Genomic DNA, 26420 nt, shown 5'->3' with positions numbered 1-26420 from the left:
TTGATCCATGGAATACCGCCAGCATTGTTCTGCTCTACTGGCTTTACCCAAGGAATGGAGCCGGTAACTTTGCTCGTGGCTTGATTACCATTTTCGGCATGGCTTACGAAGGCTGAAGAAGAGAAAGCGGTGGCGGAAGCGATGGCGATTACCAGAGTTTTCATTGCTGTTTTCATGGCGATTGTCCTTGCCGAAAATAAAAATTAGTCGGCAAGGACTGAGCAATGGGCGTGCCAAAGTTGAAATAGTGGTAACTTTTCTAGATCAGGCCATTAACTTTTCTTTCTCATTTTTAAGTCTCTGTTCTATATCAGATTTTTTAAGAGGCTTGCTGAAATGGTAGCCTTGGATTAATTCACACTTAAGAGCTTTCAAAACAGTGAGTTGCGATAGATTTTCTATTCCTTCAGCAACCACCTGCAGATTCATGTTGTGAGCGATGGTGACAATGGAGTCCACCATCTTCATGTCCTTGTCTGAAATGGCGATGTCATCAATGAAGGATTTGTCTATCTTCAATGTATGAATGGGGAATTTCTTGAGATAGGAAAGTGAAGAATACCCTGTTCCGAAATCGTCCAGTGCCAAATGAATATGCATCTGATTCAACTCGCGCATAATTGAGATTGCCTCGTCGGGCCTCTCAATGACGGTTCCTTCGGTAATTTCCAATTCCAGACACTCTGGAGGCAGTCCGGTTTCATCCAGGATGGTTGCCAGGCGTTGGCACAGCTCCTTAGAAGCAAACTGCTGGCTGGAGATATTGACTGCCATGCGACCTTTTAACAGTCCCTGATTGCGCCATTGCTGAGCGGTCTGACAGGCCTGTCTCAATACCCAGGTATCAATGTCGGCAATCAGGCCGGTCTCCTCTGCCAGGGAGATGAACTTATCTGGATAGAGCAGTCCCTGAGTGGGATGGTTAAGCCGAACCAAGGCCTCCATACCGAAGATGGATTCGTTGGCCAGGGCCATCTTGGGCTGGTAGTGCAACTCGAACCAGTTTTCCTTCAATGCTTGGCGAATCATCGCTTCAACTTCAAAACGCCGGACAGCATCCTGATTCATAAAGTCGTTGAAAAACTGGAAGCATTGTCCCCCCTGGCTTTTTGCATGATACATGGCCAGGTCGGCTTTTCTCAGCAGCGCATGGGGATCGGAGTCATCCTCCGGGTAGCTGACAATGCCGATACTGGCTTTGACCACGATCTCCTCCTCTTCAATCAGGAAGGGCTGCTCGAAGGTTTCCAGAATCCGGGTGGCGATCTTGGTGGCGTTCTTGATGGAGGAGTCGTTGTCGGCGATCACCGCAAACTCGTCTCCGCCCAATCGATACAGCTCGCACTCGTTGGTCAGTTGAGAGTTGAGGCGATTGGCAACATGGCAAAGAAGGCTGTCGCCGACATCGTGACCAAGAGTCTCATTGATACGTTTGAAGTTATCCAGGTCGAACACAAAGAGGCAATGGGCATTTTCCCGTTTGATCCTGGCATCGAGGCTGATCTGCAGATAGGTGCGGTTGGGTAAGCCGGTCAACACATCATTGTTGGTCAAGCGCCTGAGCTCGGTTTCGTTTTGCTTCCTGTGGGTGATGTCAGTCAGGATGCCGACAAAGTAGCTTGGCTGGTTGTCTTCGGCTTTGATCAGGTCAATGACCACATCCAGGTAGATATGGCGACCGTCCGGGCGAAGGTGCTCCAGTTCTGAGGCCCAGTTGCCCTGGATTTTGACGATATTGGAGATCTCCTGGAAGTAGCTGGCATCCAGTGCTCCCAGTGCCAGGGGGCTGCCTGTAAGTTCACGACGTTCATGACCCAGAATTTTGCAGGCGCTGTCATTGAGCTCCAGGTAGCGGAAATTGGCATCGAGGATGAACATCCCCTCGGAGATGTTAGTCAGAGCCCGGGCAAAGATGGTCAGTCGCTCCTCGGCTTCCTTGAGCTTGCTGATGTCTTTAATGGTTCCGGTCATACGGGTTGGTTTATCCTCTCCATCCCGCTCTACGATTTTGGCCCGGTCAAGAATCCATACCCAGTTGTGCTGCTTGTCTCGTACTCTATAGGTCGCCTCGAAGTGGTCCAGCTTGCCGTTAAAGTGTGCATCCAGGGCGTTTTTCACTCTTTCCCTGTCGTTGGGGTGGATGTTGCCATTGTCTGTTGGCGCACTACGTTGACCATCCTGAGGGAAGTCCAGGGTGCCCCAGATATTGGATCGATAGATGCGACCGGAGCGAATGTCCCAGTCCCACATCTCGTCGCCACTGCCCCACAAAGAGAGCTTGAGGCGTTCTTCACTCTGAGCAATACGCAGTTGTACCATGCGTCTTTGCTGTATGGAGCGAAGAGCAAGATAGATCATGGCCAGAATGAGCAAGGCATACAGGGCCTTGGCGACATTGGACAGCCACCAGGGGGGAAGGATAACAACTTTCAGGCTGCGTACCGGGCTTTCGTGGCCGAGTTCATCTGAGCTTTTCACCTCAAAGGTGTAGTTGCCGTAGGGCACATTGGTGTACGTGGCTACTCTGGCATTGCCATTGGCCTCGAGCCAATGATCATCTAAACCCTGAAGACGATAAAAGTACTGGAGATCGTGATCCAGAGCCTCTCTCGGGGAAGAGAAAGCAAAGGAGAATGGATAGTCACTGTATTTTAAGCTTACGGAGCTTGCGAAAGGAATGGCCTGAGATAGGTTGGCACCTATTTTGACATTTTTATTGAATACTCTAAATGAGGTTAATACTGGTGCTATACGTTGTTCTCTATACTTGTTGATATCGGATACCAGATTAATGCCTTCGCTTCCACCAAATATAAGAGTGTCATTAAACTTTCCTGAGGCCATGCCGTTAAAATCATTCAGCGACCCCTGCTTTGTGCCAAATATTTTAAGGATCTCACCACTGTTTTTGTCAATAACAACCAAGCCGCCTGATGTGGCACTGATAATTCGATCTTTTGTTACTTCAAAAGAGTAAGCTATGTGATTGTTAAGATCGCTGAATACCTCGGCGTGACCATTGCTGGAAATATTGAAAATCCCACTGTCCAAAGATTGTGCAAGCACCCTTCCTTCGGAGTGTTTGATACCTGACACAATCTTGCCTTTAAGGAATTCGCCATTTCTAATTAAGTTGTTGTTCAGCTTGGTTAATTGCACCGCTCCTGTTTGTGTGCCGATGAAAAGAGCTTTTTTAGTGGCCAATCCATTGAGAATTGGCATATTGATTTGGCGATCCACAGGCGCTTTCTCAACTCTTGGGTTTCCTTCTAAATCGATTAACATCATTAGGCCATGCTCCACCGTACCCAAGTACAATTGGCCAGAATAATGATCAGGGATAATAGCGCTGAAAGTTGCCGGGTGGTGCAAGACCTCCATTGACAGATTATCTTTAACTATCAATAGCTTGTTTCTTCCGCTAATGAGAAGTCGGCCAGAAAACTCGTTGATTCCCTTAGGTCCAGATATACCTGTATCAATGCTCTTAACTAATTTAAATGATTGATCGTACAGGTTGATGATAGGGTCATTCTCGACCAGGAGTAGGTTTTCTCCGAACTGATGTGCGCCCCATATATCACTAAGTTCGGAATTAGACAGCTTTTCTACAGTTTTATCTTTGCTGCTTTTTCGAAAAACACCATTGCCATTGGTTCCTATGAGTAAATTACTGTCATTATCAAATTGGACAACGGTAATAGCCATAGCTTCACTTTGGTTTTGATAATGTCGTTCCTGATTGTTCTTCGTACTAAGGTCGAAAGAGAAAATTTCACTTCTTGAAACGGCGTAAACACTGTTATCCTGAGGATTGTGTTTTATCTTTTGGAATCCCTTGCCAGCATAGATCTGACTTGGCTTTTCACCTTGATTTATAATGAAGATGTTCTCATCTCCCAGAAGAAGAAGTTGAGAATCAGACTTTGCTATGTCGGTGAAGGACGTACGGTCCGGAAGGTCCATCTGTATTCCGTGAACGATTAAACTGCCATCGTACAGCAAGGCTATTCCACCACCATTAAATGGGATAAATTTAACCGCATTAATTTTATCAACGATCTTTTTCAGCTTCATTGTTTTTGTATCTAAGCTGAATATTCCAATATTAGACGCTATCCAAACCGTGTCTCCTTCTTTATGAAGGTGGCTAACTTTCATCCCAATGGGCGTGTCTAATGTTCTGAACCGGTCTTCCAGGATGTTATAGGTGTCAAGTGTTGTTTGGGTTGCGATGACCAAGGTATCGCTATCGTTTAGATAAACTAGGTCCAGAATCGTATTGGAACTGAGGCTGTTACTGCCCTCCTGCTGATGGCGAAATGTTCTGAACTCATGGCCATCGAATCGATTGAGGCCTTCCAGGGTTCCCACCCAAAGCATGCCGAGCCTGTCTTGGGCAATGGAGGTAACTACAGACTGGCTTAAACCCTGAGCAGTAGAAAGGTGCTGGAACTTGGTAACGGGCTGCAGTGAGTCGGCCTTCGTTGGGAGAGACAAAAGTAACAAAGAGAGGCCCAGAGCAATAACTGATTTTAAAGTCATGTCTGTATTTATTGTGTGTTTATCTTATCTAAGAGCAGTGTATCGAACCTAGCATGACCCACCCTGAATGAACAGGGGGCATCTGTAAGCAAGGGTTTTAAGGCCTCATCCATGGCCATGACCTCCGTGCGTGTCTGTGGCTAAATAGAAAAGCGACCGGTTTCCGATTTAAATCGATTCAAATCTTCAATATTGCTCGAACCCTCTATCACTGACTGGCCCTGGTGCTGGTTTCCGCAACTGAACAGGATCAGTCTGTCGGGCACTTTGGCCTTCATACGGCTAACGATAAACCGAATCATGTCTGCCCGTTCCAGAGTATCGATCTCCTCGGCAATCCTCTGCCGCAGTCCAAAGTCGTTGTCATGGTTTCCAATGCTGGTCCAAAGCCTTTGTGCCCTGGCATTAATATTGGCGTCTGGTTCAAGGATTTGGCGTATCAACCCCTGCTTGGTCGCCTGCCATTGGTCATGGGTGATCTGCATCAGGGCATAGCTGAAATCGGCGATAAACTGATCAATCGCTTCAATGAGTTGTAGCGGGCTGGCCACAGGACTCTGAATGTAGAACATCAGGCCCGGATAGTGATTGAGGGGCACATAGCTGGTGCCCACCATGTAACCCAATTGCTGTTTGGTTCTGAGCTCGTGGAAGAAATTGGAGCTCATGGCATGATTCAGCAGGCTGAACATGGCCGCCTTTTCGGGGGTGTGCTGCCGGGATTGGTAGTAAACCAGGATGGCGCTGTCCTGATGCTCAGCCGGCAGCTCTCGTAAGATGGTGCCTCGTGCTTCGATACTCACCAGCTCGCGGATCACCTCTGGCCCGGGAGCACTGAATTTGATCAACTGGTTGTGCAGATCCTCGGCCAGGAAGTCCGCCTCGGAGCGCAACCAGTCGCCATAGACAAAGGCCTCGATGCTGATCTGGTGATAGATGCGACTGATGTGTTCGTGGAGCTCCTCCAGGGTGGCGCTTTCCAGGCCCGCGGCCAGGCGCAATGGTTCGAAGCTGCGATGCTGAAGGGTGGCCGTCAGGCTGTTGAACAACTTGGAGATGGGCCGGGCGTTTCTGACCGCGTGCCAGTTACGCATCAGCCTTGCTTTGGTGTCGTTGAACCGCCTTGGCAGGAAGTTGGGCTGCCTGATTTGGGTCAACAGAAGGCTGAGCAGCTCCTGCTGTTTGCCGGTAAAGCCGGTGAGGTGCAGGGTCAGTCCCCCTTGATGGGGATAGATGTTGTAGCTGAGTCCCGCAATTTCAGCGGCATAGGTACGTTCACTGAGGTCATCGAGCAACATGGCGATGTAGAGGCGTGTCAGCGCCGCCGCCCTGGTGGTACGGTGTGCTTCATCACTGTCCAGTGCGATAAACAGATGCCCCTTGGGGACGTTAAACTCGCTGTCCTTGAAGTGCCATAACCTGAAGCCCTTCTTCTCAAACACCACCTGGGGTACCGAAGAGTCAGGCTCCTCATGACGGGCCTGAATGTCTTTTACGATATAGGGGTTGGGGCCGGGAAGACTGAGCTCGTCAGACTCGGGGACTGCGGCCCAGCTGGCCCGCCTCTCCTGGGTGATTGGGTGTATCGAATAGGGGGTGTTGTACCACTTGGCAAGCTGATCGGTTTCAAGATCAGGCAACACCAGCTGCAGCCTTAATCTGCCGGGGTGCATCATGCCCAGGAGGTCCCTGGCCAGCTGGATATCCAGCCGATCCATTCGATAGTCTCCATAGATGATGTCGTGCTCGGGATAGTGGTGCATATTGATGGCCAGGTGACTGGCCAGATCCATGGGTTTGCTGGCTTCCTGATAGCGGAATGCCAGATCCAGCAAGGTCTTTCGTTCCTCATAGCGCCAGGGCTCAAGGCACTGCTTCTTAGCCATCTCAATGTACTGAAACATCAGCCCAAGAATGGTGTCCTGTTCCTGACTTCCCTTTTCGGTTAACTGAAAGCTGATGTTGAAATCTTTGAAGTTATATCCGTTTATTCCCCCACCGGCAGACAGGTTGGTGGCCAGTCCCCTGCGCTTCAGCAAGGACAGCAGGCTGCCGCGCCCCTCGTATCCCAGCATGTGGGCCAGAAAGGTGAGGGGCTTGAGGTGGTACCACTGGTCCACACCGGGTAATGGGAAGGTGGCGGTGAGGCGTCGCTGGGCCTTGAGTGGCGTGGCTCTGACTTCGACATTGAGCTGCTCATCGGTGTAGAGCTCAATGTTCGGGTATTGCTTGGTGATGTTGCGGTTTTCCACCTGGGAAAAACGTTCACGGGCCCAGGTCTCTTGCAGCTCCAGCGGCGCCAGGCTAACCATCACCAGGGTCATGAGGTTGGCGGAGTAGTGGTGCTGATAGAACTCCAGTAACTCTTCCCGAACCGGTCTGTCGTCTCTGTCTTCCAGGGTCTGCAGGTTGCCCACGGAAAACTTGGCAAAGGGGTGATCGGGATTGACGGTTTGTTTGTGAACCTGATAGAGGCGCCTTACATCATCTCTGAGCTTCATCTTGAACTCGGAGTCCACGGATTGACGCTCTTTGTCAGACAGATGGGCGTCAAACAGCGGCGCTGTGAAAAACTGACTGAATCTGTCCAGCCCCTCTTCATAGCTGTCGTGGTTGATGTCAAAGAAGTAGCTGGTGAACTCCGGGCCGGTCCAGGCATTGTGGCTGCCGCCATGCTGGCTGATGAAGCGTTGATAGTCGCCTGGTGTGGGGTATTTTTCTGTCCCAAGGAACAACATATGTTCGAGAAAGTGAGCCATCCCCTCCCGATCGTCAGGATCATCGAAGTGGCCGACGTTGACTGCCATGGCGGCGGCGGATTTATTGGCTGCCGGATCCTGAATAAGGAGGACTCTTAGGCCATTGTCTAGGGTAAGCTGAGCGTATTTCTTGTTATCGTTAGGGCTGACGATCAGTTCTGGCATTGATGTTGAGTCCTATGGGCCTACCGCAGTGCTTTGAGTATTGCGCCGGAGACAACAAGGGCAATGCGCATGCTGGTTCTATTAGTGATAAGCCTAGTTAAAGCTGACTGCGAACGTGGCATTTTTGTTAGCTTATACCCTTTACTTAGGGAAAACCAAAATGAATCACCTTGTTATTGGTTGGTTTTTTGGGTGAGTGGGTGCTTTTTGCCCAGGGTGAGAGTTAGAGTTAACAATGGTGTGGGCTTTCTATAGAATGCCCCTCTTGACCTGTCATGAGTATCGGGACTGAGATCGCCGGTCATTGTAGACAGGAGCCACGATTTTGCTGGAGCATGAAGGCCTTCGGCGGCGAGCGATTTTTGGGGTATCTATGCAGCTATATCTGATGCGTCACGGCGAAGCGGGGTTTGATGCCTCGGTGGACAGTCAGAGGACTTTGACCGATCTCGGTCAGAGGGAGGTGTTGCATATGGGCGCCAGACTGACCCAGGAGCTGTCCCTGTGCGAGTTGGTTCTGGTGAGTCCCTATGTTCGCGCCCAGCAGAGCTGGATCTGCCTGCAGGCGGCTCTGCCGGACGATGTGCAGGTTGAAACCCTGGAAGAACTGGTGCCCAACGCCGATCCTGTGCTCAGCCACGATGTGATTGCGGCCTACGCCGAGGCCCATGGCGCCGAGCGGGTGTTGGTGGTGGCTCATATGCCGCTTCTGGCTTACCTGGTGCGGGAGTTTGTTCCAGGCGTCGAGCCACCATTGTTTGCCACCGCTGCGGTGGCGTCGGTAAAAAGCGAACCTGGCGCCGAGTTGCAGTGGCTTAAATCACCGACGATGCCAGTTCTCCTCTGATTGGCCGATATCCACCAAAACCAACAGTGACCCGTCTCCTCCCCACTCCAGGGGGGCCTGATGATAGGCGATGACGTCCGGGTGCTGCGCCAGCCAGGCAGGGACCTGCTGTTTGAGTACCCCGCCACCGATGCCATGCATAATGCAGGCGCAATAAATATGCTGCTTCTTGCACTCCTCAATCAGGGCGATGAGCTCAAACCGAGCTTCCTGGGCACGATAACCATGAAGGTCCAGCATCAACTCCGGCGGGTAATCTCCCCGGCGCAACTTCTTTAACTCGAAGGGATCCGCCCCCTCGCGCACGAAGCGGGTTGGGCCGCTGTCCGGCATGGCAGGCTGGTACTCGTCGGAGAAGAAGGTGTCCGCCATCTGGCGCTGCTGCTTCTCCTCAACCACCACCCGAGACTTGGCCGTTTTCCTGTGATGATGTTTATCCTGGCTGATAGGTTTGATCCCCTGCATCAATTCGGAAAACAGCTGGTCATCTTTTTCCTGGCTCATAAATTCTCCGCTCAGGCCTACGAGGGCGTGTTTGTCTTAGGTGTTCAGATTGCAAGGGCGCTGAAAATCGTATTGTGGCACCCCAGTCAGAATAAGCGCCAAACATCTTGATACCACAACGGTCAGTAAGAGGCGCAAAAAAATCAGCAAGGCCGACGCGCCCTGAGGTTAAAGGAATGCAATCGTAATCCGTCATGGGGCGGGTTACAATGTGCCGGTTTCCTCAAGTTTAGGGTTTTCCTGGTGGATAAGATTTTTATCGACGAAGCAGTGACTGAGCTGCAGACCATTGAAGATATGCTGCGCTGGTCCGTCAGCCGCTTCAACGACGCTGGCATCTATTATGGCCATGGCACCGACAACCCCTGGGACGAGGCGGTGGCCCTGGTGCTGCACTGCCTGCATCTGCCCCTGGAGCTGGGCAATGAGGTGCGCCGAGCGCGACTCACCAGCAGTGAAAAGCACAAGATCGCTGAGATGGTGATTCGCCGGGTTCGCGACCGTACGCCGGTGCCATACCTGACCAACAGCGCCTGGTTTGCCGGCCTGGAGTTCTTCTGTGACGAGAGGGTGCTGGTGCCTCGCTCGCCCCTGGCCGAGCTGATCGACAAAGGGTTCACTCCCTGGATGTACAATAAGCCTGTGAATCGTGTGCTGGACATGTGCACCGGCTCTGGCTGCATTGCCATTGCCTGCGCCTACGCCTTTCCCGAAGCAGAGGTGGATGCAGTGGACATCAGTACCGACGCACTGGACGTGGCTCAGATCAATATTGAACGCCATGGCATGCTGCACAGCGTCTTCCCGATCCAGTCGGATTGCTTCGATGCCTTGCCAGGCCAGAAGTATGATCTTATTGTGTCCAATCCCCCTTATGTCGACGCCGAAGATATGGCTGACTTGCCTGAGGAGTTCCATCACGAACCTGAGCTGGGTTTGGCGTCAGGCAATGATGGCCTGGATCTGACTCGCCGCATCCTGCGCGAAGCCGCAGAGCACCTGAATGACAATGGTGTGCTGGTGGTGGAAGTGGGGAACTCCTGGGTAGCCCTGGCAGAGCAGCTGCACGAGGTTCCCTTTACCTGGCTAGAGTTTGAAAACGGTGGCGACGGGGTGTTTGTTCTCACTCGAGAGCAGTTAGTGGAGCACCAAGATAGCTTCAAGTAGTCAACATTAGATATGGGAGTGCCGTTGGGGAATGGCTGGTAATACAATAGGTAAACTTTTTACTGTGACCACCTGGGGTGAGAGTCATGGTCTTTCTCTGGGCGCCATTGTGGATGGCTGCCCCCCCGGCATTGAGTTGAGCGAGGCGGACCTGCAGCAAGACCTGGATCGTCGTCGCCCAGGCAGCTCCCGATACACCACGGCACGGCGGGAGGCCGATGAGGTCGCCATTCAGTCCGGTGTGTTTGAGGGGAAAACCACAGGCACCCCCATCGGTTTGTTGATTCAGAACACGGATCAGCGCTCCAAAGACTACTCCGAGATCGCCAAAACCTTCCGTCCCGGCCATGCGGACTACACCTATCATCACAAGTATGGCATTCGCGATTACCGTGGCGGAGGGCGCAGTTCTGCCCGGGAGACCGCCATGCGCGTGGCGGCCGGTGCCATCGCCAAGAAATACCTGGCTCAGATCCATGGTATCGAGATTCGCGGGTATCTGTCCCAGCTGGGCCCCATCAAGGCGGAGCAGGTGGACTTGGCTCAGGTGGCGCAAAATCCTTTCTTCTTCCCCGATGCCTCCAAGCTTGATGCGCTGGATCAGTTTATGCGGGACCTGAAAAAAAGCGGCGATTCCATCGGCGCCAAGGTGACTGTCGTGGCCAATGGTGTCCCCGTTGGACTGGGCGAGCCGATCTTCGATCGACTGGATGCTGACCTGGCCCACAGCCTGATGAGCATCAATGCGGTGAAGGCCGTGGCCATGGGAGATGGGTTTGATGTGGTTGAGCAGCGAGGCAGCGAACACAGGGATGAGCTGACCCCGGAGGGCTTTACCTCTAACCATGCCGGCGGTGTGTTGGGGGGGATCAGCAGCGGTCAGCCACTGGTGGCTCATCTGGCACTCAAGCCCACCTCTTCCATCATGGTGCCGGGCAAGAGCATCGATCTTGAGGGTAACCCTACCGAACTGGTGACCCGTGGACGCCATGACCCCTGTGTGGGGATTCGGGCCGTGCCCATTGCTGAAGCGATGATGGCCATCACCCTGATGGATCATCTGCTGCGCCATCGTGCTCAGAATGCCGATGTCTGTGTCTCCACCCCCACCCTGACCATGAAGACCAAATGACCACTGGATTCTGGCAGCCACAGCGTCAACTGCTGGCTGCCAACTACCTATTTTACTTTGCCATTCAGGGGCTGACAGTCCCCTTTATGGGGATCTACCTCGACCTTCGCGGATTTCACGCCCCAGAGATTGGCAGCCTGATGGCGGTGCAGATGGCCACCGCCATGATCTCCCCCTACCTGTGGGCGTCTCTGGCTGACGCCACCGGGCGCAGGGCACTGGTGGCTAAATCTGGCCTGGCATTGGCCCTGGTGGGATTCTCCGGGCTGTTCCTGGCCCAGGGTTTCTGGTCCACCGCCGCCGCCCTGGTGGCCTTCAGTTTCTGCTGGAGTGGCATATTGGCCCAGTTGGAGGTGCTGACGCTCTCTTCCCTGAAACCTCGAACCGAGCTCTACAGCAAGGTGCGCAGCTGGGGGAGTGTGGGTTACCTGGCGATGGTGATTGTCGCTGGCTGGGCTTTTGATCAGTGGGATGCGGGTCTGCTTCCCTGGATTGGGGTGGCCGTTCTGGGTGCCATGCTGTGGTTTACCCTGGCGCTGAACAATGGCAACGGTGAAACCGCCGAGGTGTCCAAAGGGAGCTGGCAGGGGGTTCACTGGCCCAAGGTGCTGCTTTACCTGCTGTTTGCCTTCAGCCTCAACGCCAGTCACGGCGCCTATTACGGTTTCTACGTGCTCTACCTGCAGACTCTGGGGATCGGTGAGTCCGTGGCGGGTCTGCTGGTTGCCTCTGGAGTGCTGGCCGAGGTGGCCCTGTTTGCCCTGATGCCCCGATTGCTCCGGCGGGTTTCTCTGGACAGGCTGATGATCGCCTGCGCTCTGTTGGCCCTGATGAGGTGGTTTATCACCTCTCAGATGGTTACGCCTCTGGGGCAGTTGCCTGCCCAGTTATTGCATGCCGCCAGTTTTGCTCTGGCTCACGCCTGTGCCATGCAGTTTATTCATCATGAGTTTCACCCTGGGATTCAGGGGCGGGTTCAGGCGCTCTATGGCAGCCTGGCGTTCAGCGGTGGTGGCGCCCTCGGCATCTACCTGAGCGGTCACCTGTGGGCAGAGCAACCAGAGCGAGTCTGGCAACTGGCCATGGCTCTGGCGCTGGTCTCTTTGGTGGCGGCCGGCCTGTCACGGGCGTGCAGTTATAACCTTCGGGTTGCCAGTCCCGGTGGCCAGGAGAGTCCCTGCCCGGAGTCCGCGGTCAGTTAAAGACACCATGAAAGAGAGCCGTTTCTGGCAGCCGCAACGACAGTTGCTGGCGGCAAACTATCTGTTTTACTTTGCCATGCAGGCGCTGACCGTGCCCTTCATGGCGGTGTTTCTGAAACTTAGGGGGTTCTCAGCTCCGGAGACAGGCACCCTGATGGCGGCGCAGATGGCCATGGCCATGGTCTCTCCCTACCTATGGGCGACGCTGGCGGACCGCACGGGTAAGCGGGCACTGATGACCAAACTGGGCGTGGTGCTGTCGCTGCTGGGGTTCGCCAGTTTGTTCCTGGCACAGGGGTTCTGGTCGACTGCGGCAGCCCTGCTGCTGTTTGGCTTCAGCTGGAGCAGCATTTTGTCCCAGCTGGAGGTCCTGACCCTGATGGCGCTCAGACCCAGGGTAGAGCTCTATAGCAGGATTCGCACCTGGGGCAGCCTTGGCTTTCTGGTGATGGTTGCCCTGGCGGGGTGGTTGTTTGAGCGCTGGAGTGTCGCCCTTATGCCCTGGATCGGCTGTGGACTGCTGATCCTGATGCTGCTGTTTGCCCTTCCATTGAAGAGTGGGGGCGACAGACACCAGACCTCTCAGGGGGGAAGCTGGGGTGGGGTCCATTGGCCCAGGGTCGCTCTGTTTATGCTGTTTGCCTTCTGCCTGAATGCCAGCCACGGCCCCTTCTACGGCTTCTATGTGCTTTACCTGCAATCTTTGGGGATCAACGAAACCCTGGCCGGCGTGCTGGTGGCCTCCGGTGTGGTGGCCGAAGTCGGATTGTTCGCCCTGACACCCAGGTTGCTTCGGAGTGTGCCCTTGGACTGGTTGATGATCGCCTGTGGTATGCTGGCGCTGCTGCGTTGGCTCCTCACCGCAGAGATGGACTCTCTTTGGGGGCAGTTGCCGGCCAACCTGCTGCATGCCGCCAGTTTTTCCCTGGCTCATGTCTGTGCAATGCAGTTTATCCATCATGAGTTCAGTGCGGGCATTCAGGGCCGGGTCCAGGCGCTGTACCGCAGTTTGTCGTTCAGTGGTGGCGGGGCTGTGGGCATCTACATCAGTGGCCACCTGTGGCAGCACCATCCAGAGCGGATCTGGTGGTTGGCCATGGGGCTGGCGTTGACCGCTTTGCTGGCTGCCCTGATCTCCAAGGCGCTAGGCTACAACAACAGGATGATGCATTGAGGTGACAAGGAAAGAGAATGGCCGCCTGACCCAGCTGTTTAATCAAGGGCTGGGCAAAAGATACCACACCCGGCTTATCGACCTGGGCAGTGAACCTCTCTATCTGCCTGCGGATCAATACTGTCCCTGGCACCGCATCTATTTTGCCCACGGTTTTTATGCCAGTGCCCTTCATGAGCTGGCGCACTGGACGCTGGCCGGAGAGGTTCGCCGTCAGTTGCTGGATTACGGCTACTGGTATCACCCGGATGGGCGCAGTGAGTCTCAGCAGAGGGCGTTCGAGAAGGTCGAAGTAAAACCCCAGGCCATCGAGTGGGCATTGCATCTGGCTGCCGGCCGTCACTTCCATGTCAGTGTGGACAACCTCGGGGGCGCAGAGGTGGACCGTTCAGGGTTTCAGGCCAGGGTGCAGGCTCAGGCCCTAACTTATCTTCGCCAGGGGTTCCCACCGAGAGCCCAGGCGCTGATCGACGATCTACGTCACCTGTATGGCACGCCAGCCCTGACCCACAGACAATTTGAGCATTGAGGCAAGGATGAACAGAAAATTCAGACTCGGGGTGATCATCAACCCGCTGGCGGGGCTAGGCGGCAGTGTCGCCCTCAAGGGCAGCGATGGCATGGCCGAGCAGGCGCTGGCGCTGGGCGCCGAACCCAAGGCGCACCTGAGAATGGCCACCGCCCTGGAGCAGATCGAGGCGCTCAGCGACAGAGTGGAGCTCTTGACCGCCTCCGGTCCCATGGGCCAGACGTTGTTGGAGAGCCTGGGTTATCGCCCACAAGTGGTGCACAGATGCAGTGACACCACCCGGGACACCGACACCAAGCTGGCGGCTCAGGCCCTGATGGACAAAGGGGTCGACCTGATTCTGTTTGCCGGAGGCGACGGCACTGCCCGGGATATCTGTGCCCAGGTGCACGACCGTCAGCCTGTGCTGGGTGTGCCAGCCGGAGTGAAAATCCACTCCGGGGTCTATGGCATCACCCCCAAGGCCAGCGGTGAGGTGGTGGCCAAGATGATCCGCGGTGAGTTGCTCTCTACCGAGCTTGCGGAGGTGAGGGACATCGACGAGGAGGCGTTTCGCCAGGGCCAGGTCCGGGCCCGTCACTATGGCGAGATGCGTATTCCCCAGGCGCTGCATTATGTGCAGGCGGTTAAGATGGGGGGCGTCGAGGTTGAAGCCCTGGTGCTGGATGACATCAGTGCCGAGTTTCAGGAGCGACTGGATGATCATTGGCAGTACATCATGGGCTCCGGTTCCACCGTGGCGGCGGTGATGGAGCACCTGGGGCTGGCGAACACCTTGCTCGGGGTTGATCTGATTGCTGAAGACCAGGTGCTTGGGCAGGATATGACAGCGGATCAGCTGATTAGTCAGGTTGAAGGTCGGCCCACCAAGCTGGTGGTCACCCTGATCGGCGGTCAGGGACACCTGTTTGGCCGGGGCAACCAGCAGCTGAGTCCGCAGGTGATCCGTGCGGTAGGCCAAAAGAACATCCTAGTGCTGGCCACCAAAGCCAAGCTTGAGGCTCTTGAGGGAAGGCCGATGATCGCCGATACTGGCGACCCGGAGCTGGACGCCCAGCTGGCCGGGTGGTACCCCGTTATCACCGGCTATCACGATGAAGTGTTGTACCCATTAGCGTAGGAAGGGTGGATGTTAGACCAAATTGAACTGCTGGCGAACCAGTGGATGACCGAGATGGTGGAGCAGGGCAGTGATGATCAGGTGTTTGCCAGTGGCTACCTACAGGGGCACCTGGCCCTGAGCCTGAGCACCCTGGAGGATAGTCAGCAGGGGCTGATTGAGGTGTTGGCCCAGGATATGGGCGCCCGCCTGGATGACGCCAGCAGTGAACTGGCCCCGGAAGATCTGGCCCTGGTGCGTCACGCCTGGCAGCAGCTGCTGGAGCGGCTGGTTCAGAGCTAGCCGCTGTCGTACGCTCAATAAGTAAGAGGCTCCCCTGGGAGCCTCTTCTGGTTTTCTCTGTCAGCCGTTCGCGGCAGGGTTATTGGGCGACGGGTGGGTGGCCCTTATTGATGCGTCTTTGCCAGAAACGCCCCGGCAGCAGCCGTTGCAACTGCTGCTCTGACAGAGGCAGGGGTTCTCCGCAGATCTGCGACACCACGGATTCTGCCATCAGGGCACCGCTGCACAGCCCCCGGGATCCCAGGCCGGACACCAGGTGGATTCCGGGCTGTTCAGGCAGTGGCTGATGACGCCAGGCTTGTGGGTCCGTTGCGATTCTGTCCCAATCGGGCAGGGGACCCATCAGGGGGAAATGATCCCGTACCGAGCCGCGAATGGCGGCGCGACCACTGTCATCCAGTTGCAGCTGGGACAGCCAGTCACTGTCGCCGAAGCTGTTGTTCATGCGACCGGCAATCTCCTCAACATCCTCTTGGCGCCACCGGGTATCCTGGCTGTTCTTGATGAAGCTGGCCCCACTGGTCAGGCGGCCGTCCAGGGCAGGCACCAGGTAGCCGTCGGCACACAGTACCGTCTTGAGTTTTGACAGCGTGTTACCTGCCAGTGGTGCGCTGATCTGGCCTCTGACCGGCAGCAGGGGCAACGCTGCAGTCTGGGAAAGATCTGCGCTGGCATGCCCCATGCAGATCACCAGATGCGGATGGCAGGCACTGGTTTGGTCAAATTGCAGCTGCCAGTGCTGACCTTGACGGTCCAGGCCGATCAGTTGGTGATGCCAGTGGCAGGTCAGCAGCCCGGTCTCCTTGGCCTGATTAAGCAGGGCGGGGATCAGTTGCTCCGGGGCCAGCCACCCTCCATAGGGGAAGTAGAGCCCACCGCGATCCAGGGGCAGGTCGGCGATGTGGCTGGCCGCCTGCCGATCCACCTGATGCACCAGTTCGCTGGGGAAGCCGGCCTTGCCGATGCGCTCCAGCTTGTCGGCGTCTTTTGGGTTCTGGCTCAGCTGCAGTACACCACACCACTCATGGTCGATGCTGTGGCCGCCGTCCACCAGCCGATTCAGGCGCTGGCGGGCGAGCAGGAATCCCTGCTGGTAGATGGTGCTGAGACCGTCCTCTGCCAGGTTCATCAAGGGGTACAGGGCACCTTGGCGGTTGCCTGAGGCACCATCGGCGGGTTTGGCTCCCCGGCTGTAGAGGGTCACTCTGATGCCCCGTTGCACCAGGCTGAGTGCGGTGTGGGCGGCTGCCACTCCGGCGCCGACAACCGCCACTTCCAGCGGAGAGGTTGTCTCGGGCTTCTCGGTGGCGAAGTGGCCGGAGATCATCTCCCGTTTGATGCCATACCCCTGATCCTTGACTACGCTGAAGCCATGCTTCTCCAGCCCCCGGCGGACGTGGCCAGCGGCGGTAAAGGTGGCGTAGCTCGCCCCTTTACGGCTGAGCCTGGCCATCTGCAGGTACAACTGCTCCTGCCACATCTGGGGGTTGCGACTGGGGGTAAAACCATCGAGGAACCACACGTCCACAACGCCCTGGGGCGGCGCATGCATCTGCTCCAGGCACTCATTGACGTCGCCGAGCCAGAGATCCACCACCACTTGTCCCTGGTCAAACTCCATGCGGTGGCAGCCAGGCAGGGGCATGGGGTAGGCGGTTTTAAGCTGACGGCTCTGATCGGCAAACTCCGGCCAGTAGCGGTGCGCCTTGGCCAGATCCGCACCGGTAACCGGGTACTTCTCCATGGTGACAAAGTGCAGCCGTTTGCAGGGGGCGTCGGGGTGGCGTTGGCGGAACTGTCGAAAGCTGTGCCACAGCACCATCAGATTCAAGCCGGTGCCGAAACCGGTTTCAGCCACAACCAAAGTGTCATGGGGGTGCTCTGTAAATCGCTCCGGAAACCCGTTATGTTGCATAAATACATATCGGGTCTCGTCGATGCCGTCGACGGTGGAGAAGTAGACATCATCAAATTCGATGGAGACCGGGGTGTCGGAGTCGCGCCAATCCAGTTTGGCGTGGCTTATGGAATTCACTGGGGTACTCACTGTTGCATTTTGAGACGCCATTCTAACCCCGAGGGGGGAAAGCCGACCAGTTCAGCTTGTAAAACAGGCTAAGATGACGGCGGTTTAAAGATCTTCATACACAGGATACAACGATGAAGCGAGTTGTAATTACCGGACTGGGCATCGTTTCCAGTATTGGCAACAACGCCGAGGAAGTGAAAGCTTCCCTTAAGGCTGGTAAGAGTGGCCTGAGCTACTCAGAACAATTTGAGGAACTGGGCCTGCGTAGCCGCGTGTGGGGCGATCTGAAGATCGACACCTCCGAGCACGTTGACCGCAAGACCCTGCGCTTTATGGGCGACGCTGCTGCCTACGCCTACATCGCCATGAAGGAAGCCATCGAAGACGCTGGCCTCGAAGAGGATCAGGTGAGCAACCTGCGTACCGGCATCATCGCCGGTTGTGGCGGTGCCTCCTCCCTGAACCAGGTGCAGGCTGCTGATACCCTTCGCAGCAAAGGCGTTCGTCGCGTGGGCCCCTATCTGGTGCCTCGCATCATGTCTTCCACCGCTTCCGCCTGTCTGGCCACCCCATTCAAGATCAAGGGTGTGAACTACTCCATCAGCTCCGCCTGTGCTACCAGTGCGCACTGCATCGGTAACGCGGTAGAGCAGATCCAGCTGGGCAAGCAGGACATCGTGTTCGCCGGTGGATCCGAGGAGCTGCACTGGACCCTGGCCATGGGCTTCGACGGCATGGGCGCTTTGTCCACCAAGTACAATGAAGACCCCACCAAGGCATCGCGTACCTATGATGCTGACCGTGACGGCTTTGTCATCTCCGGTGGTGGCGGCATGGTTGTGGTTGAAGAGCTGGAACATGCTCTGGCTCGCGGTGCCAAGATCTACGGCGAAATCGTCGGCTACGGTGCCAACTCCGACGGTTACGACATGGTTGCCCCCAGTGGCGAAGGTGCCGTACGCTGCATGAAGATGGCGCTGGAGCAGGCCGGTGACGATGTGTCCATCGACTACATCAACACCCATGGTACCTCCACGCCTGTGGGCGACACCAAAGAGCTGGGCGCCATCCAGGAAGTGTTTGGCAGCAACAGCCCGGCCATCAGTGCCACCAAGGCGATGACCGGTCACGCCCTGGGCGCCGCCGGCGTACATGAGGCGATCTACAGTCTGCTGATGATGGACAATGACTTCATTGCGCCCTCCATCAACATCGACAACCTGGATCCCGAAGCCGAGGGCCTGGATATCGTGGCTGAGACCCGCGAGCAGCCTGTGAACACCTTTATGAGCAACAGCTTCGGCTTCGGCGGCACCAACGCCACTCTGATTGTTCGCAAGTACAAGGGTTAACCCCCGATAGCGGCCAAGAACTCTAACGAAGCCGGGATACTGAATCCCGGCTTCGCTTTTGATACACTCCCCCTCCTGTATTCCCCACTCCCCTCCCAGACCGATGATTATCGTTGCAGATGAGAATATGCCGGCACTGGATGCCATGTTCGGCGACCATGCAGAGATCCGCGTCTATCCCGGGCGTGATATCGGTGCTGAGCAGGTGCGCGATGCCGATATCCTGCTGGTTCGCAGTGTGACCCAGGTGGATGAGAGACTGATCTCTGCCGCCCCCGGGCTAAAATTTGTCGGTACCGCCACCATAGGTTTTGACCATATCGATACCCTGGCCCTTGAGGCGAGAGGGATCCCCTGGAGCAACGCGCCGGGCTGTAACGCTCAGGCGGTCGGTGAGTATGTACTTACTGCGCTGCTCACTCTGGCCGAGAGGCTGGGCGTGAGCCTGGCCGGACGTACCCTCGGGGTCATAGGTGCCGGCAATACCGGCAGTGCCACCGCACAGCGGGCCGCCGCCCTGGGCATGACGGTGCTGCTCAACGATCCCCCTTTGCAGCGCCAGGGTGACCCGCGCAGTTTTGTCGAATTGAACGCCCTGCTGGCTCAATCGGACATCATCTGTTGCCATGTGCCGCTGAACCGCGATGGAGACGATTGCACCTATCATCTGCTTGATGGGGAGCGGCTGGCGATGCTGAAGACGGATGCCTGGCTGGTGAATGCCTGCCGGGGAGAGGTGGTGGACAATCAGGCGTTGGTCGCCCACAAGCGCGCCTGTCCCGATTGCCGGCTGATTCTGGACGTGTGGGAGGGGGAGCCCAATCCCCTGGCGGAACTGGTGGCTTCGGCCGACATCGCCACCCCTCACATCGCCGGATACAGTGTCGAGGCGAAACTCAGGGGGAACTGGTTGTTGCTGAACACGCTGGCGCAGACCCTGGGAATCAGCAAGGTACCGCCACTGAGCACCTTTGTGCCGCCATCCAGTATCAGCTCGGTAGGGCTGGCGGACCTGGCCGGCCAGGGAGAGATGGCCAGGCTGGCGCGACTGGTGTACGACATCGATGCACAGGACCGGCGGTTTCGCGCCTGGTTCAGTCAGCCGGGCGGATTTGACCGACAGCGCAAGGCGCACCTGGAGCGCCGGGAATTTATGTCACTGACCATAGAGGGACCTGCACAGCAGGCCGACCTCTGGTCACAACTCGGATTTAACACAAGAGAGAACCCTCATGGCACAGGCCTTTAATGTTGCGATTTTGGGCGCCACCGGCGCCGTTGGTGAAACCCTGATTCAGATTCTGGAGGAGCGGAATTTTCCTGTAGGACAGCTGTTTCCACTGGCCAGCACCAACAGTGCCGGCAAGAGTGTCAGCTTCAAGGGGGAGGAGCTGACTGTCGAGGACGTGGAGAAGTTTGACTGGAGCCAGGTTGAGCTGGCGTTCTTTTCCGCCGGCGGTGAGGTGTCTGCCCGTTGGGCCGAGGTGGCGGCTGGCGAAGGCTGTGTGGTGATCGACAACACCTCTCACTTCCGCAACGACCCGCAAGTGCCTCTGGTGGTGCCGGAGATCAACCCCCACGCCCTGGAGGAGTTCCGCAACCGCAACATCATTGCCAACCCCAACTGTTCCACCATCCAGATGCTGGTGGCGCTGAACCCGATCCACCAGCAGTATGGCATTGAGCGCATCAATGTGACCACCTACCAGTCGGTCTCCGGTGGAGGTCGCCGTGCCATCGAGGAGCTGGCCAAGCAGTGTGCCCAACTGCTCAATGGCCTGCCGGTGAACAACGAGGTGTTTGACAACCAGATCGCCTTCAACTGTCTGCCCAAGATCGATGCCTTCATGGACAATGGCTACACCAAGGAGGAGATGAAGATGCTGTGGGAGACCCAGAAGATCCTCGGTGATGCCTCGGTGATGGTTAACGCTACCGCCGTGCGGGTGCCCGTGTTCCATGGCCATGGGGAAGCGATTCACCTGGAGACCCGCCAACCCACCTCGGTTGAGGAGGTGAAGGCGCTGCTGAACCAGGCTCCGGGCGTGACCCTGATGGAAGAGGATATTGACTATCCGACTCAGGTGGGCAATGCCACCGGCCAGGATGAGGTGTTTGTCGGCCGGGTTCGTCAGGATCTGAGTCACCCCTGTGGTCTGAACCTCTGGGTGGTGGCGGACAACATCCGTAAGGGGGCGGCCCTGAATGCGGTGCAGATTGGCGAAGTTCTGGTGCGCGACTACCTCTGACAAGGGGCAAACTGTGAAGCCCGCGCCAGCGCGGCTTCACAACAATTGTCGTCCTGGAATCAGATAAGATATAGTGTTGAAATCGCTGTAATTAGATTCAGATAAATTCGAGATATGCGGGCCTGCAAAATGACTGGAAAGCAAAGGGTATTGGCTGCTCTTCTAGGGGGCGCTCTGAGCTGCTCTCTCTCACTGGGTGCTGTTGCCGAAGGGATATCTCTCGCCGGGCCCAAAGGCGAGGTAAAGCAGGTCACCATTGGCCCAACCAGCCCCAAAGATACTCTGTGGCGCCTGGCGAATGCCCACAAACCTGAAGGGGCCACGGTTTACCAGACCATGGTGGCGCTCTATGAAGCCAACCCTAAGGCGTTCAATGCCAACAACCTCAACTCCCTCGAAAAGGGGATGATGCTGACGTTGCCCGACAGCCAGACCATCCTGGCCATCGATCCCGTTGAAGCCAAGCGGCGAGCTACACAGGATGACCGTCAGTGGAGTGGTAAGCCTGCCAAGCCTGCCTCCAAGGCTGCTCCCAAGCCCAAGACTCAGACCGGGCCCCAAACGGTCACCACACCCTCCAACCAACCCATCCCGGTGAGCACCGCTGGTCAGGATGAGGTCAGTGCCAAGCTGGCTGAATTGAGTGGTCAGCTGGATGAGCAGAGGCGTCAGTCTGCCGAACAGATTGCTCAGCTGCGCCGCGATCTGGGCATGTCCATCGATGAGATGGGTGCCATGCTGGAGCAGAATGAACTGCTCAAGGCGCGCCTGGAGGAGCTCAATGGCCAGATCCAGGTGCTGCAGGGTGCTCTGGATGATCAGCAGGCTGTGAATCGTGAGTTGGAGCAGCAACTGCTCACTCCCATCGCTGATGAGCCCACAGGTGAAGTGTTTGAGCCTGTGGAGGAGATGGAGGAGAGCGGCATCTGGCAGCAGTTGTGGAGCAAGCCCTGGTTGGTGGGCATTGCCGGTGTGGTGCCCACCATCTTTGTGCTGGCGCTGATCTGGCTGTTCCTGCGTCGTCGCGCCCCAGAGCCCGACGCCAGCATTGCGCAGATCTCCGATCCGAACCTGGCTCCTGTTGCTGAACCGGTCGCTACGATACCTGACCCCCAGGTTGCCGATGGCTCCGAAGGGATGGACCTGGAAAGTGCCATCCAACTGGATCCTCAGGTACAGGAGGAGGATGAACCCGTCCAGTCTCTGGAGGAGCTGCTGCAGGAGCACCAGAGCATGGAGGAACCCGAGGTCAGTCTGACCGAGGTAGCGCCAGAGGCTCCACAGGTCCAAGGGGATGATGAGCTGCTGGCCAACATGGCGATGAATGAGTTGGAGCCCGACATCGATACCGTGATGGAGGAGCTTGGGGTTGCCCTGGATGACACCAATGACATGGTTGAGCTCAGCCACGAGGCTCCGGAAGTGGAGCCCAACCTGGGTGAGGATGAGATCGATGCCCTGCTCAAAGGGGCCGCCGAGGAAGCTGAACCTCAGATCCGGCCTGAGCTGCAACCCCAGCCCCAGGATTCCGTGCCTGAGCCCCCGATGGCTGAACCCGAGGCACCCCTGAGTGGTTTGGATCTGACTGCGGATGAGTCGTCACTCTCCTTGCCGGATGCTCAGCCTGAGCCCTCTCAGAGTGAAGCTGATCCGGAGGAGGGGTTCATCGACATCGATAAGCTGCTGGATGAATCTGGCACGACAGAGCCTAACTTCGAGCCCTACAACGGCCTGGACCTGGATATCGGAGAATCCGACCTGTCCGACCTGGTGGGTGATGCCGGAGGGGTGGATGTAGATGATGAGGATGGTGGCTTCAGCGCCAAGCTGGATCTGGCCAGAGCCTACATCGAGATTGATGATAAGGACAGCGCCAAGGCCCTGCTGAAAGAGGTGGTGGAGAAGGGCGCCGACTCCCAGAAGCTGGAGGCCCAGAGTCTGTTGGATAAGATGTAACCCGGCACTGAACGAAAACGGCGACCTCGGTCGCCGTTTTTTTGCGCTCCATCAACGGCTATCTATCACAAAACCGGGTTGGAGCGAGGCATGCGCTGTTGCTCTGCGGAGATGCCGGGTGTGGTGTCGTCAGATTTCAGAACTGCGGCTGTTGTGTCGCTGTGAATCACGTACAATAGCCCGCCGTGGTCGGGCCTAAGAGCCGGATCCAAACGGGCCGGAGTCTGGTATAATGCGCCCCCTTTTGAGAAAAGCAGGTTGAACCGTCTATGAGAGTGGCACTGGGTATTGAGTATGACGGCAGTCACTACTATGGCTGGCAGCGCCAGCGAGAAGTGGTTGGCGTCCAGCAGCGGCTAGAGGAAGCGATCTCTGTTGTTGCCAATCACCCTGTGGAGGTCAGCTGCGCCGGACGCACCGATGCCGGTGTTCATGGCACCGGGCAGGTGGTGCATTTTGATACCGATGCCGTTCGCCCGGAGCGTGCCTGGACTCTGGGGCTGAACGCCAACCTGCCTGGTGACATTGCCGTGCGTTGGGCCAAGCCGGTCAGCGACGAGTTTCATGCCCGATTCTCGGCCACCGCACGCCGCTACCGCTACATCATCTACAACCACAGGTATCGTCCGGCGATCCTGGGGCGTGGAGTGAGCCATTATTATCACGATCTGGATGAGACGTTGATGCACCAGGCGGGCCAGCTACTGCTGGGTGAGAACGACTTCAGTGCGTTCAGGGCGGTGCAGTGCCAATCCAAGTCACCCTGGCGCAATGTTCATCACCTGAGTGTCAGCCGACGGAACCATTTCGTCATTATGGATATCAAAGCCAATGCCTTTGTTCACCATATGGTGCGCAACATCATCGGCTCGCTGATGGAGGTGGGCAAAGGGGCGCAGCCGGTGGAGTGGATCGCCGAGTTACTGGCCGGTCAGGATCGCAGTCTGGCTGCGGCCACCGCCAAGGCGGAGGGGCTGTATCTGGTCGAGGTGGACTATCCGCAGGAGTTTGGCCTGCCCAAGACTCAACCCGGCCCATTGTTCCTTCCCGACCCGTTGTAGGAAGATCGGCGAATAAACCCTGAAGATTGCCGCAATTTCCCCGAGAATTATCGGGTTAGACCAGTTTTCGGTATCGCCAGTGTGACCTTTGTGGTTTAATTTAGCCAGTTTGCGCCCAAGTGCCAGAAACAGAATTCGAAAACAGGCTATTATTATCGACTTAATAGCCTGATTGACGCAGATAACAGCCTAATCAGGCCATTCAGAAAACAGGACTAGCGACGATGAGTTGGTTAGAGAAAATCCTGCCTAAAAGTAAAACAGTCGCGGCCCGTCGCCACTCCGTACCAGAAGGTGTATGGAGCAAATGTGAGCAGTGTGACCAGATCCTCTATCGCGCCGAACTCGAGCGCAACCTGGAGGTGTGTCCCAAGTGCGATCACCACATGCGTATCGGAGCCCGTGCACGGCTGGAAAAGTTTTTCGACGAAGGCACCCTGAGAGAGATCGGTGCCGATCTTGAACCGCAGGACATCCTGAAGTTCCGCGACTCCAAGAAGTACAAAGACCGTATTGTCCAGGGTGAACGCGCCAGCGGTGAGAAAGACGCGCTGGTAGCGGCAGAGGGCAAACTGAAGGGGATGCACGTTGTGGCCTGCTCCTTCGAGTTCTCCTTCATGGGCGGTTCCATGGCTTCTGTGGTCGGAGCCCGCTTCGTGCGTGCCGTTGAGGTGTGCCTGGATAAGAACCTGCCCCTGGTGTGCTTCTCTGCCAGTGGTGGTGCCCGTATGCAGGAGGCTCTGTTCTCCCTGATGCAGATGGCCAAGACCTCCGCAGCCCTGGCCAAGATGAGCGAACGTGGACTGCCCTACATCTCGGTTCTGACCGATCCCACCATGGGAGGCGTATCCGCATCCCTGGCAATGCTGGGCGACATCAACGTGGGTGAGCCCAAGGCGCTTATCGGCTTTGCCGGTCCCCGGGTGATCGAGCAGACCGTTCGTGAACAACTGCCTGAAGGGTTCCAGCGGAGTGAATTTTTGCTGGAGAAGGGCGCCATCGACATGATCGTGGATCGTCGCGAGATGCGGGACACCCTGGCTCGAGTGATCGGGAAGTTTACCCAGGCGCCACCCCAAGAGACTGAGTAATGCCCAGCTCCACCCGATTTGAAAGCCAGTCCCTTGTGGACTGGCTTAATCATATCTTGTCGGTGCATCCGGCCGACATCGAAATGGGCCTTAGCCGCCTGGCCGAGGTCGCCGCCCTGATGGGGCTGGACACCCTGCCGCACTCCACCGTGGTCACCGTTGCCGGCACTAATGGCAAGGGATCAACCTGCGCCATGATGGAATCGATCCTGCTCGAGGGTGACGTCACCACGGGTGTGTTCAGCTCTCCTCATCTGCACCGATACAATGAGCGCGTTCGCATCAATGGCCTGGAACTGGATGATCAGGCGCATCTGGAGGCTTTTGCGGCCATAGAGCTGGCCCGGGGTGAGGTTCAGTTAACCTTCTTCGAGTTTTCTGCTCTGGGTGCCCTCTATCTGTTTGCCAAGCATCGCCCGCAAGTGGTGCTGCTGGAGGTTGGCCTGGGCGGGCGGTTGGATGCCACCAACCTCATCGATGCGGACCTGGCGGTGATCACCTCCATCGACCTGGACCACCAGGAGTACCTGGGAGATACCCGGGAGTCGGTGGGCCGGGAGAAGGCGGGCATCTTCCGCCCTGGTGTGCCCGCCATTATCGGCGAGCCGGATCTGCCGCTTTCCGTGACTGAGGTTGCCGAAGAACTGGGTACGCCGCTGCTCCGCACCGGCGTGGATTTTCATGGTGAATTCCATCTGGACAGCTGGCAGTTTCACGGGGCTGTGCGTCAGATTGATTGCCTGCCCATTCCCTCTCTTCCCGCCATCAATGCGGTGACTGCACTGGCGGCCCTGGAACAACTTAAGCCTGCACTCAAGGATGCCGATATCCGAGGCGGCCTGGCCAAGGCGTCTCTGCCCGGCCGGATGCAGCGGCTCAGTCAGCTTCCACGAGTCTACGCTGACGTGGCTCATAACCCCCATGCAGCCCGTCACCTGGCCCAGCGTCTGACACAGCTCAGGGGAGAGGGCAGGGTGTTGGCGGTGTGTGCCATGTTGGACGACAAGGAGATCGAAGGGTCTCTGGAACCTCTGTTGCCGGTGGTCGACACCTGGTTCCCCGCACCTCTTGAGGTGCCCAGGGGCGCCGATGGCAGCCGCATCGCTAAGGTGGTTGGCGCCCGGGACGTCGACGCTTCGGTGGCGCGGGCCGTGAGCCGCGCCTGTGAACTGGCCTCGGATTTGGATCTGGTCATTGTGTTTGGCTCCTTTTACACTGTGGCCCAGGCCCAGAGTCTGTTTAAGGGAGAGTAACTG

General features: G+C 56.7%; 19 protein-coding genes. 15 read left to right on the top strand and 4 right to left on the bottom strand.

Features of this window, described 5'->3' with window-relative positions; all coding sequences use genetic code 11:
* Positions 1-264: 264 nt before the first annotated feature.
* Positions 265-4545 carry an EAL domain-containing protein gene (locus G505_RS22735; protein WP_084643950.1) on the bottom strand — a complete coding sequence of 1427 codons (4281 nt, stop codon included), beginning with the start codon at positions 4543-4545 and terminating at the stop codon, positions 265-267.
* A 140-nt stretch (positions 4546-4685) separates the two neighbouring features.
* A complete protein-coding gene (locus tag G505_RS0110650) occupies positions 4686-7469 on the bottom strand; it encodes an insulinase family protein (protein ID WP_028109538.1) in 2784 nt (927 codons plus the stop codon).
* Between the two features lie 373 nt (positions 7470-7842).
* Here G505_RS0110650 and sixA point away from each other — a divergent pair, with 373 nt between their 5' ends.
* The gene (gene sixA, locus G505_RS0110645) at positions 7843-8316 is read left to right on the top strand and encodes a phosphohistidine phosphatase SixA (RefSeq protein ID WP_028109537.1); all 474 of its coding nucleotides are present in this window, start codon (positions 7843-7845) and stop codon (positions 8314-8316) included.
* Here sixA and smrB read toward each other — a convergent pair.
* Positions 8290-8820: an endonuclease SmrB gene (gene smrB / locus G505_RS0110640; protein WP_028109536.1), complete on the bottom strand. Its 531-nt coding sequence runs from the start codon at positions 8818-8820 to the stop codon at positions 8290-8292. The two genes, sixA and smrB, sit on opposite strands and share 27 nt — an antisense overlap.
* A gap of 243 nt (positions 8821-9063) precedes the next feature.
* Between smrB and prmB the strand changes: the two genes are divergently transcribed.
* The 7 genes from prmB to G505_RS0110605 are packed head-to-tail and all read left to right on the top strand — an operon-like array spanning position 9064 to position 15426.
* Positions 9064-9987, top strand: coding sequence for a 50S ribosomal protein L3 N(5)-glutamine methyltransferase (gene prmB / locus G505_RS0110635; RefSeq protein WP_028109535.1), 924 nt, complete (start codon positions 9064-9066; stop codon positions 9985-9987).
* Positions 9988-10018: 31 nt separating this feature from the next.
* On the top strand, positions 10019-11119 hold the full coding sequence (gene aroC / locus G505_RS0110630; RefSeq protein ID WP_028109534.1) for a chorismate synthase: 1101 nt from the start codon (positions 10019-10021) through the stop codon (positions 11117-11119).
* Entirely contained in the window at positions 11116-12321 is a 1206-nt protein-coding gene (locus tag G505_RS21310; RefSeq protein WP_051216073.1) for an MFS transporter, read from the top strand. The genes aroC and G505_RS21310 overlap by 4 nt, the downstream gene beginning before the upstream one ends.
* A gap of 7 nt (positions 12322-12328) precedes the next feature.
* On the top strand, positions 12329-13495 hold the full coding sequence (locus G505_RS21305; protein WP_051216072.1) for an MFS transporter: 1167 nt from the start codon (positions 12329-12331) through the stop codon (positions 13493-13495).
* Position 13496: 1 nt separating this feature from the next.
* Positions 13497-14024, top strand: a complete 528-nt coding sequence (locus G505_RS0110615; RefSeq protein WP_028109533.1) for an elongation factor P hydroxylase — start codon at positions 13497-13499, stop codon at positions 14022-14024.
* Between the two features lie 7 nt (positions 14025-14031).
* Complete coding sequence (locus G505_RS0110610) at positions 14032-15144, top strand: ATP-NAD kinase family protein (protein WP_028109532.1); 1113 nt, start codon at positions 14032-14034, stop codon at positions 15142-15144.
* Positions 15145-15153: 9 nt separating this feature from the next.
* A complete protein-coding gene (locus G505_RS0110605; RefSeq protein WP_028109531.1) occupies positions 15154-15426 on the top strand; it encodes a YfcL family protein in 273 nt (90 codons plus the stop codon).
* A gap of 79 nt (positions 15427-15505) precedes the next feature.
* Here the strand turns inward: G505_RS0110605 and mnmC are convergent, their stop codons facing one another.
* Complete coding sequence (gene mnmC, locus G505_RS0110600; protein ID WP_169628211.1) at positions 15506-17461, bottom strand: bifunctional tRNA (5-methylaminomethyl-2-thiouridine)(34)-methyltransferase MnmC2/FAD-dependent 5-carboxymethylaminomethyl-2-thiouridine(34) oxidoreductase MnmC1; 1956 nt, start codon at positions 17459-17461, stop codon at positions 15506-15508.
* 125 nt (positions 17462-17586) lie between these two features.
* Here mnmC and fabB point away from each other — a divergent pair, with 125 nt between their 5' ends.
* The 7 genes from fabB (at position 17587) to folC (ending at position 26417) form a co-directional block, all read left to right on the top strand.
* Positions 17587-18807 (top strand): beta-ketoacyl-ACP synthase I, encoded by a 1221-nt coding sequence (gene fabB, locus G505_RS0110595; protein WP_028109529.1) that lies wholly within the window; start codon positions 17587-17589, stop codon positions 18805-18807.
* Between the two features lie 103 nt (positions 18808-18910).
* On the top strand, positions 18911-20056 hold the full coding sequence (locus G505_RS0110590) for a 4-phosphoerythronate dehydrogenase (protein WP_028109528.1): 1146 nt from the start codon (positions 18911-18913) through the stop codon (positions 20054-20056).
* Positions 20040-21056: an aspartate-semialdehyde dehydrogenase gene (locus G505_RS0110585; RefSeq protein WP_028109527.1), complete on the top strand. Its 1017-nt coding sequence runs from the start codon at positions 20040-20042 to the stop codon at positions 21054-21056. The genes G505_RS0110590 and G505_RS0110585 overlap by 17 nt, the downstream gene beginning before the upstream one ends.
* A gap of 150 nt (positions 21057-21206) precedes the next feature.
* Positions 21207-23012, top strand: a complete 1806-nt coding sequence (locus G505_RS0110580; protein ID WP_028109526.1) for a FimV/HubP family polar landmark protein — start codon at positions 21207-21209, stop codon at positions 23010-23012.
* A gap of 269 nt (positions 23013-23281) precedes the next feature.
* Positions 23282-24073: a tRNA pseudouridine(38-40) synthase TruA gene (gene truA / locus G505_RS0110575; RefSeq protein ID WP_028109525.1), complete on the top strand. Its 792-nt coding sequence runs from the start codon at positions 23282-23284 to the stop codon at positions 24071-24073.
* Between the two features lie 224 nt (positions 24074-24297).
* A complete protein-coding gene (gene accD / locus G505_RS0110570) occupies positions 24298-25164 on the top strand; it encodes an acetyl-CoA carboxylase, carboxyltransferase subunit beta (protein WP_028109524.1) in 867 nt (288 codons plus the stop codon).
* On the top strand, positions 25164-26417 hold the full coding sequence (gene folC, locus G505_RS0110565; RefSeq protein WP_028109523.1) for a bifunctional tetrahydrofolate synthase/dihydrofolate synthase: 1254 nt from the start codon (positions 25164-25166) through the stop codon (positions 26415-26417). The genes accD and folC overlap by 1 nt, the downstream gene beginning before the upstream one ends.
* Positions 26418-26420: the final 3 nt, after the last annotated feature.

Origin of the sequence: Ferrimonas futtsuensis DSM 18154 (assembly GCF_000422645.1) — a bacterium.
Classification (GTDB): Bacteria; Pseudomonadota; Gammaproteobacteria; order Enterobacterales; family Shewanellaceae; genus Ferrimonas; species Ferrimonas futtsuensis.
Note: the sequence above shows the minus strand (reverse complement) of the source record. Positions and strands in the feature narration are given on the sequence as shown.

Bases quoted from the DNA above. Each gene is read 5' to 3' on its own strand.
- G505_RS0110650 (WP_028109538.1), bottom strand. From the start codon at position 7,469: ATGCCAGAACTGATCGTCAGCCCTAACGATAACAAGAAATACGCTCAG.
- G505_RS21310 (WP_051216073.1), top strand. From the start codon at position 11,116: ATGACCACTGGATTCTGGCAGCCACAGCGTCAACTGCTGGCTGCCAAC.
- accD (WP_028109524.1), top strand. From the start codon at position 24,298: ATGAGTTGGTTAGAGAAAATCCTGCCTAAAAGTAAAACAGTCGCGGCC.
- G505_RS0110610 (WP_028109532.1), top strand. From the start codon at position 14,032: ATGAACAGAAAATTCAGACTCGGGGTGATCATCAACCCGCTGGCGGGG.
- aroC (WP_028109534.1), top strand. From the start codon at position 10,019: ATGGCTGGTAATACAATAGGTAAACTTTTTACTGTGACCACCTGGGGT.
- G505_RS0110585 (WP_028109527.1), top strand. From the start codon at position 20,040: ATGGCACAGGCCTTTAATGTTGCGATTTTGGGCGCCACCGGCGCCGTT.
- G505_RS22735 (WP_084643950.1), bottom strand. From the start codon at position 4,545: ATGACTTTAAAATCAGTTATTGCTCTGGGCCTCTCTTTGTTACTTTTG.
- fabB (WP_028109529.1), top strand. From the start codon at position 17,587: ATGAAGCGAGTTGTAATTACCGGACTGGGCATCGTTTCCAGTATTGGC.
- truA (WP_028109525.1), top strand. From the start codon at position 23,282: ATGAGAGTGGCACTGGGTATTGAGTATGACGGCAGTCACTACTATGGC.
- sixA (WP_028109537.1), top strand. From the start codon at position 7,843: ATGCAGCTATATCTGATGCGTCACGGCGAAGCGGGGTTTGATGCCTCG.
- G505_RS21305 (WP_051216072.1), top strand. From the start codon at position 12,329: ATGAAAGAGAGCCGTTTCTGGCAGCCGCAACGACAGTTGCTGGCGGCA.
- G505_RS0110590 (WP_028109528.1), top strand. From the start codon at position 18,911: ATGATTATCGTTGCAGATGAGAATATGCCGGCACTGGATGCCATGTTC.
- smrB (WP_028109536.1), bottom strand. From the start codon at position 8,820: ATGAGCCAGGAAAAAGATGACCAGCTGTTTTCCGAATTGATGCAGGGG.
- G505_RS0110605 (WP_028109531.1), top strand. From the start codon at position 15,154: ATGTTAGACCAAATTGAACTGCTGGCGAACCAGTGGATGACCGAGATG.
- folC (WP_028109523.1), top strand. From the start codon at position 25,164: ATGCCCAGCTCCACCCGATTTGAAAGCCAGTCCCTTGTGGACTGGCTT.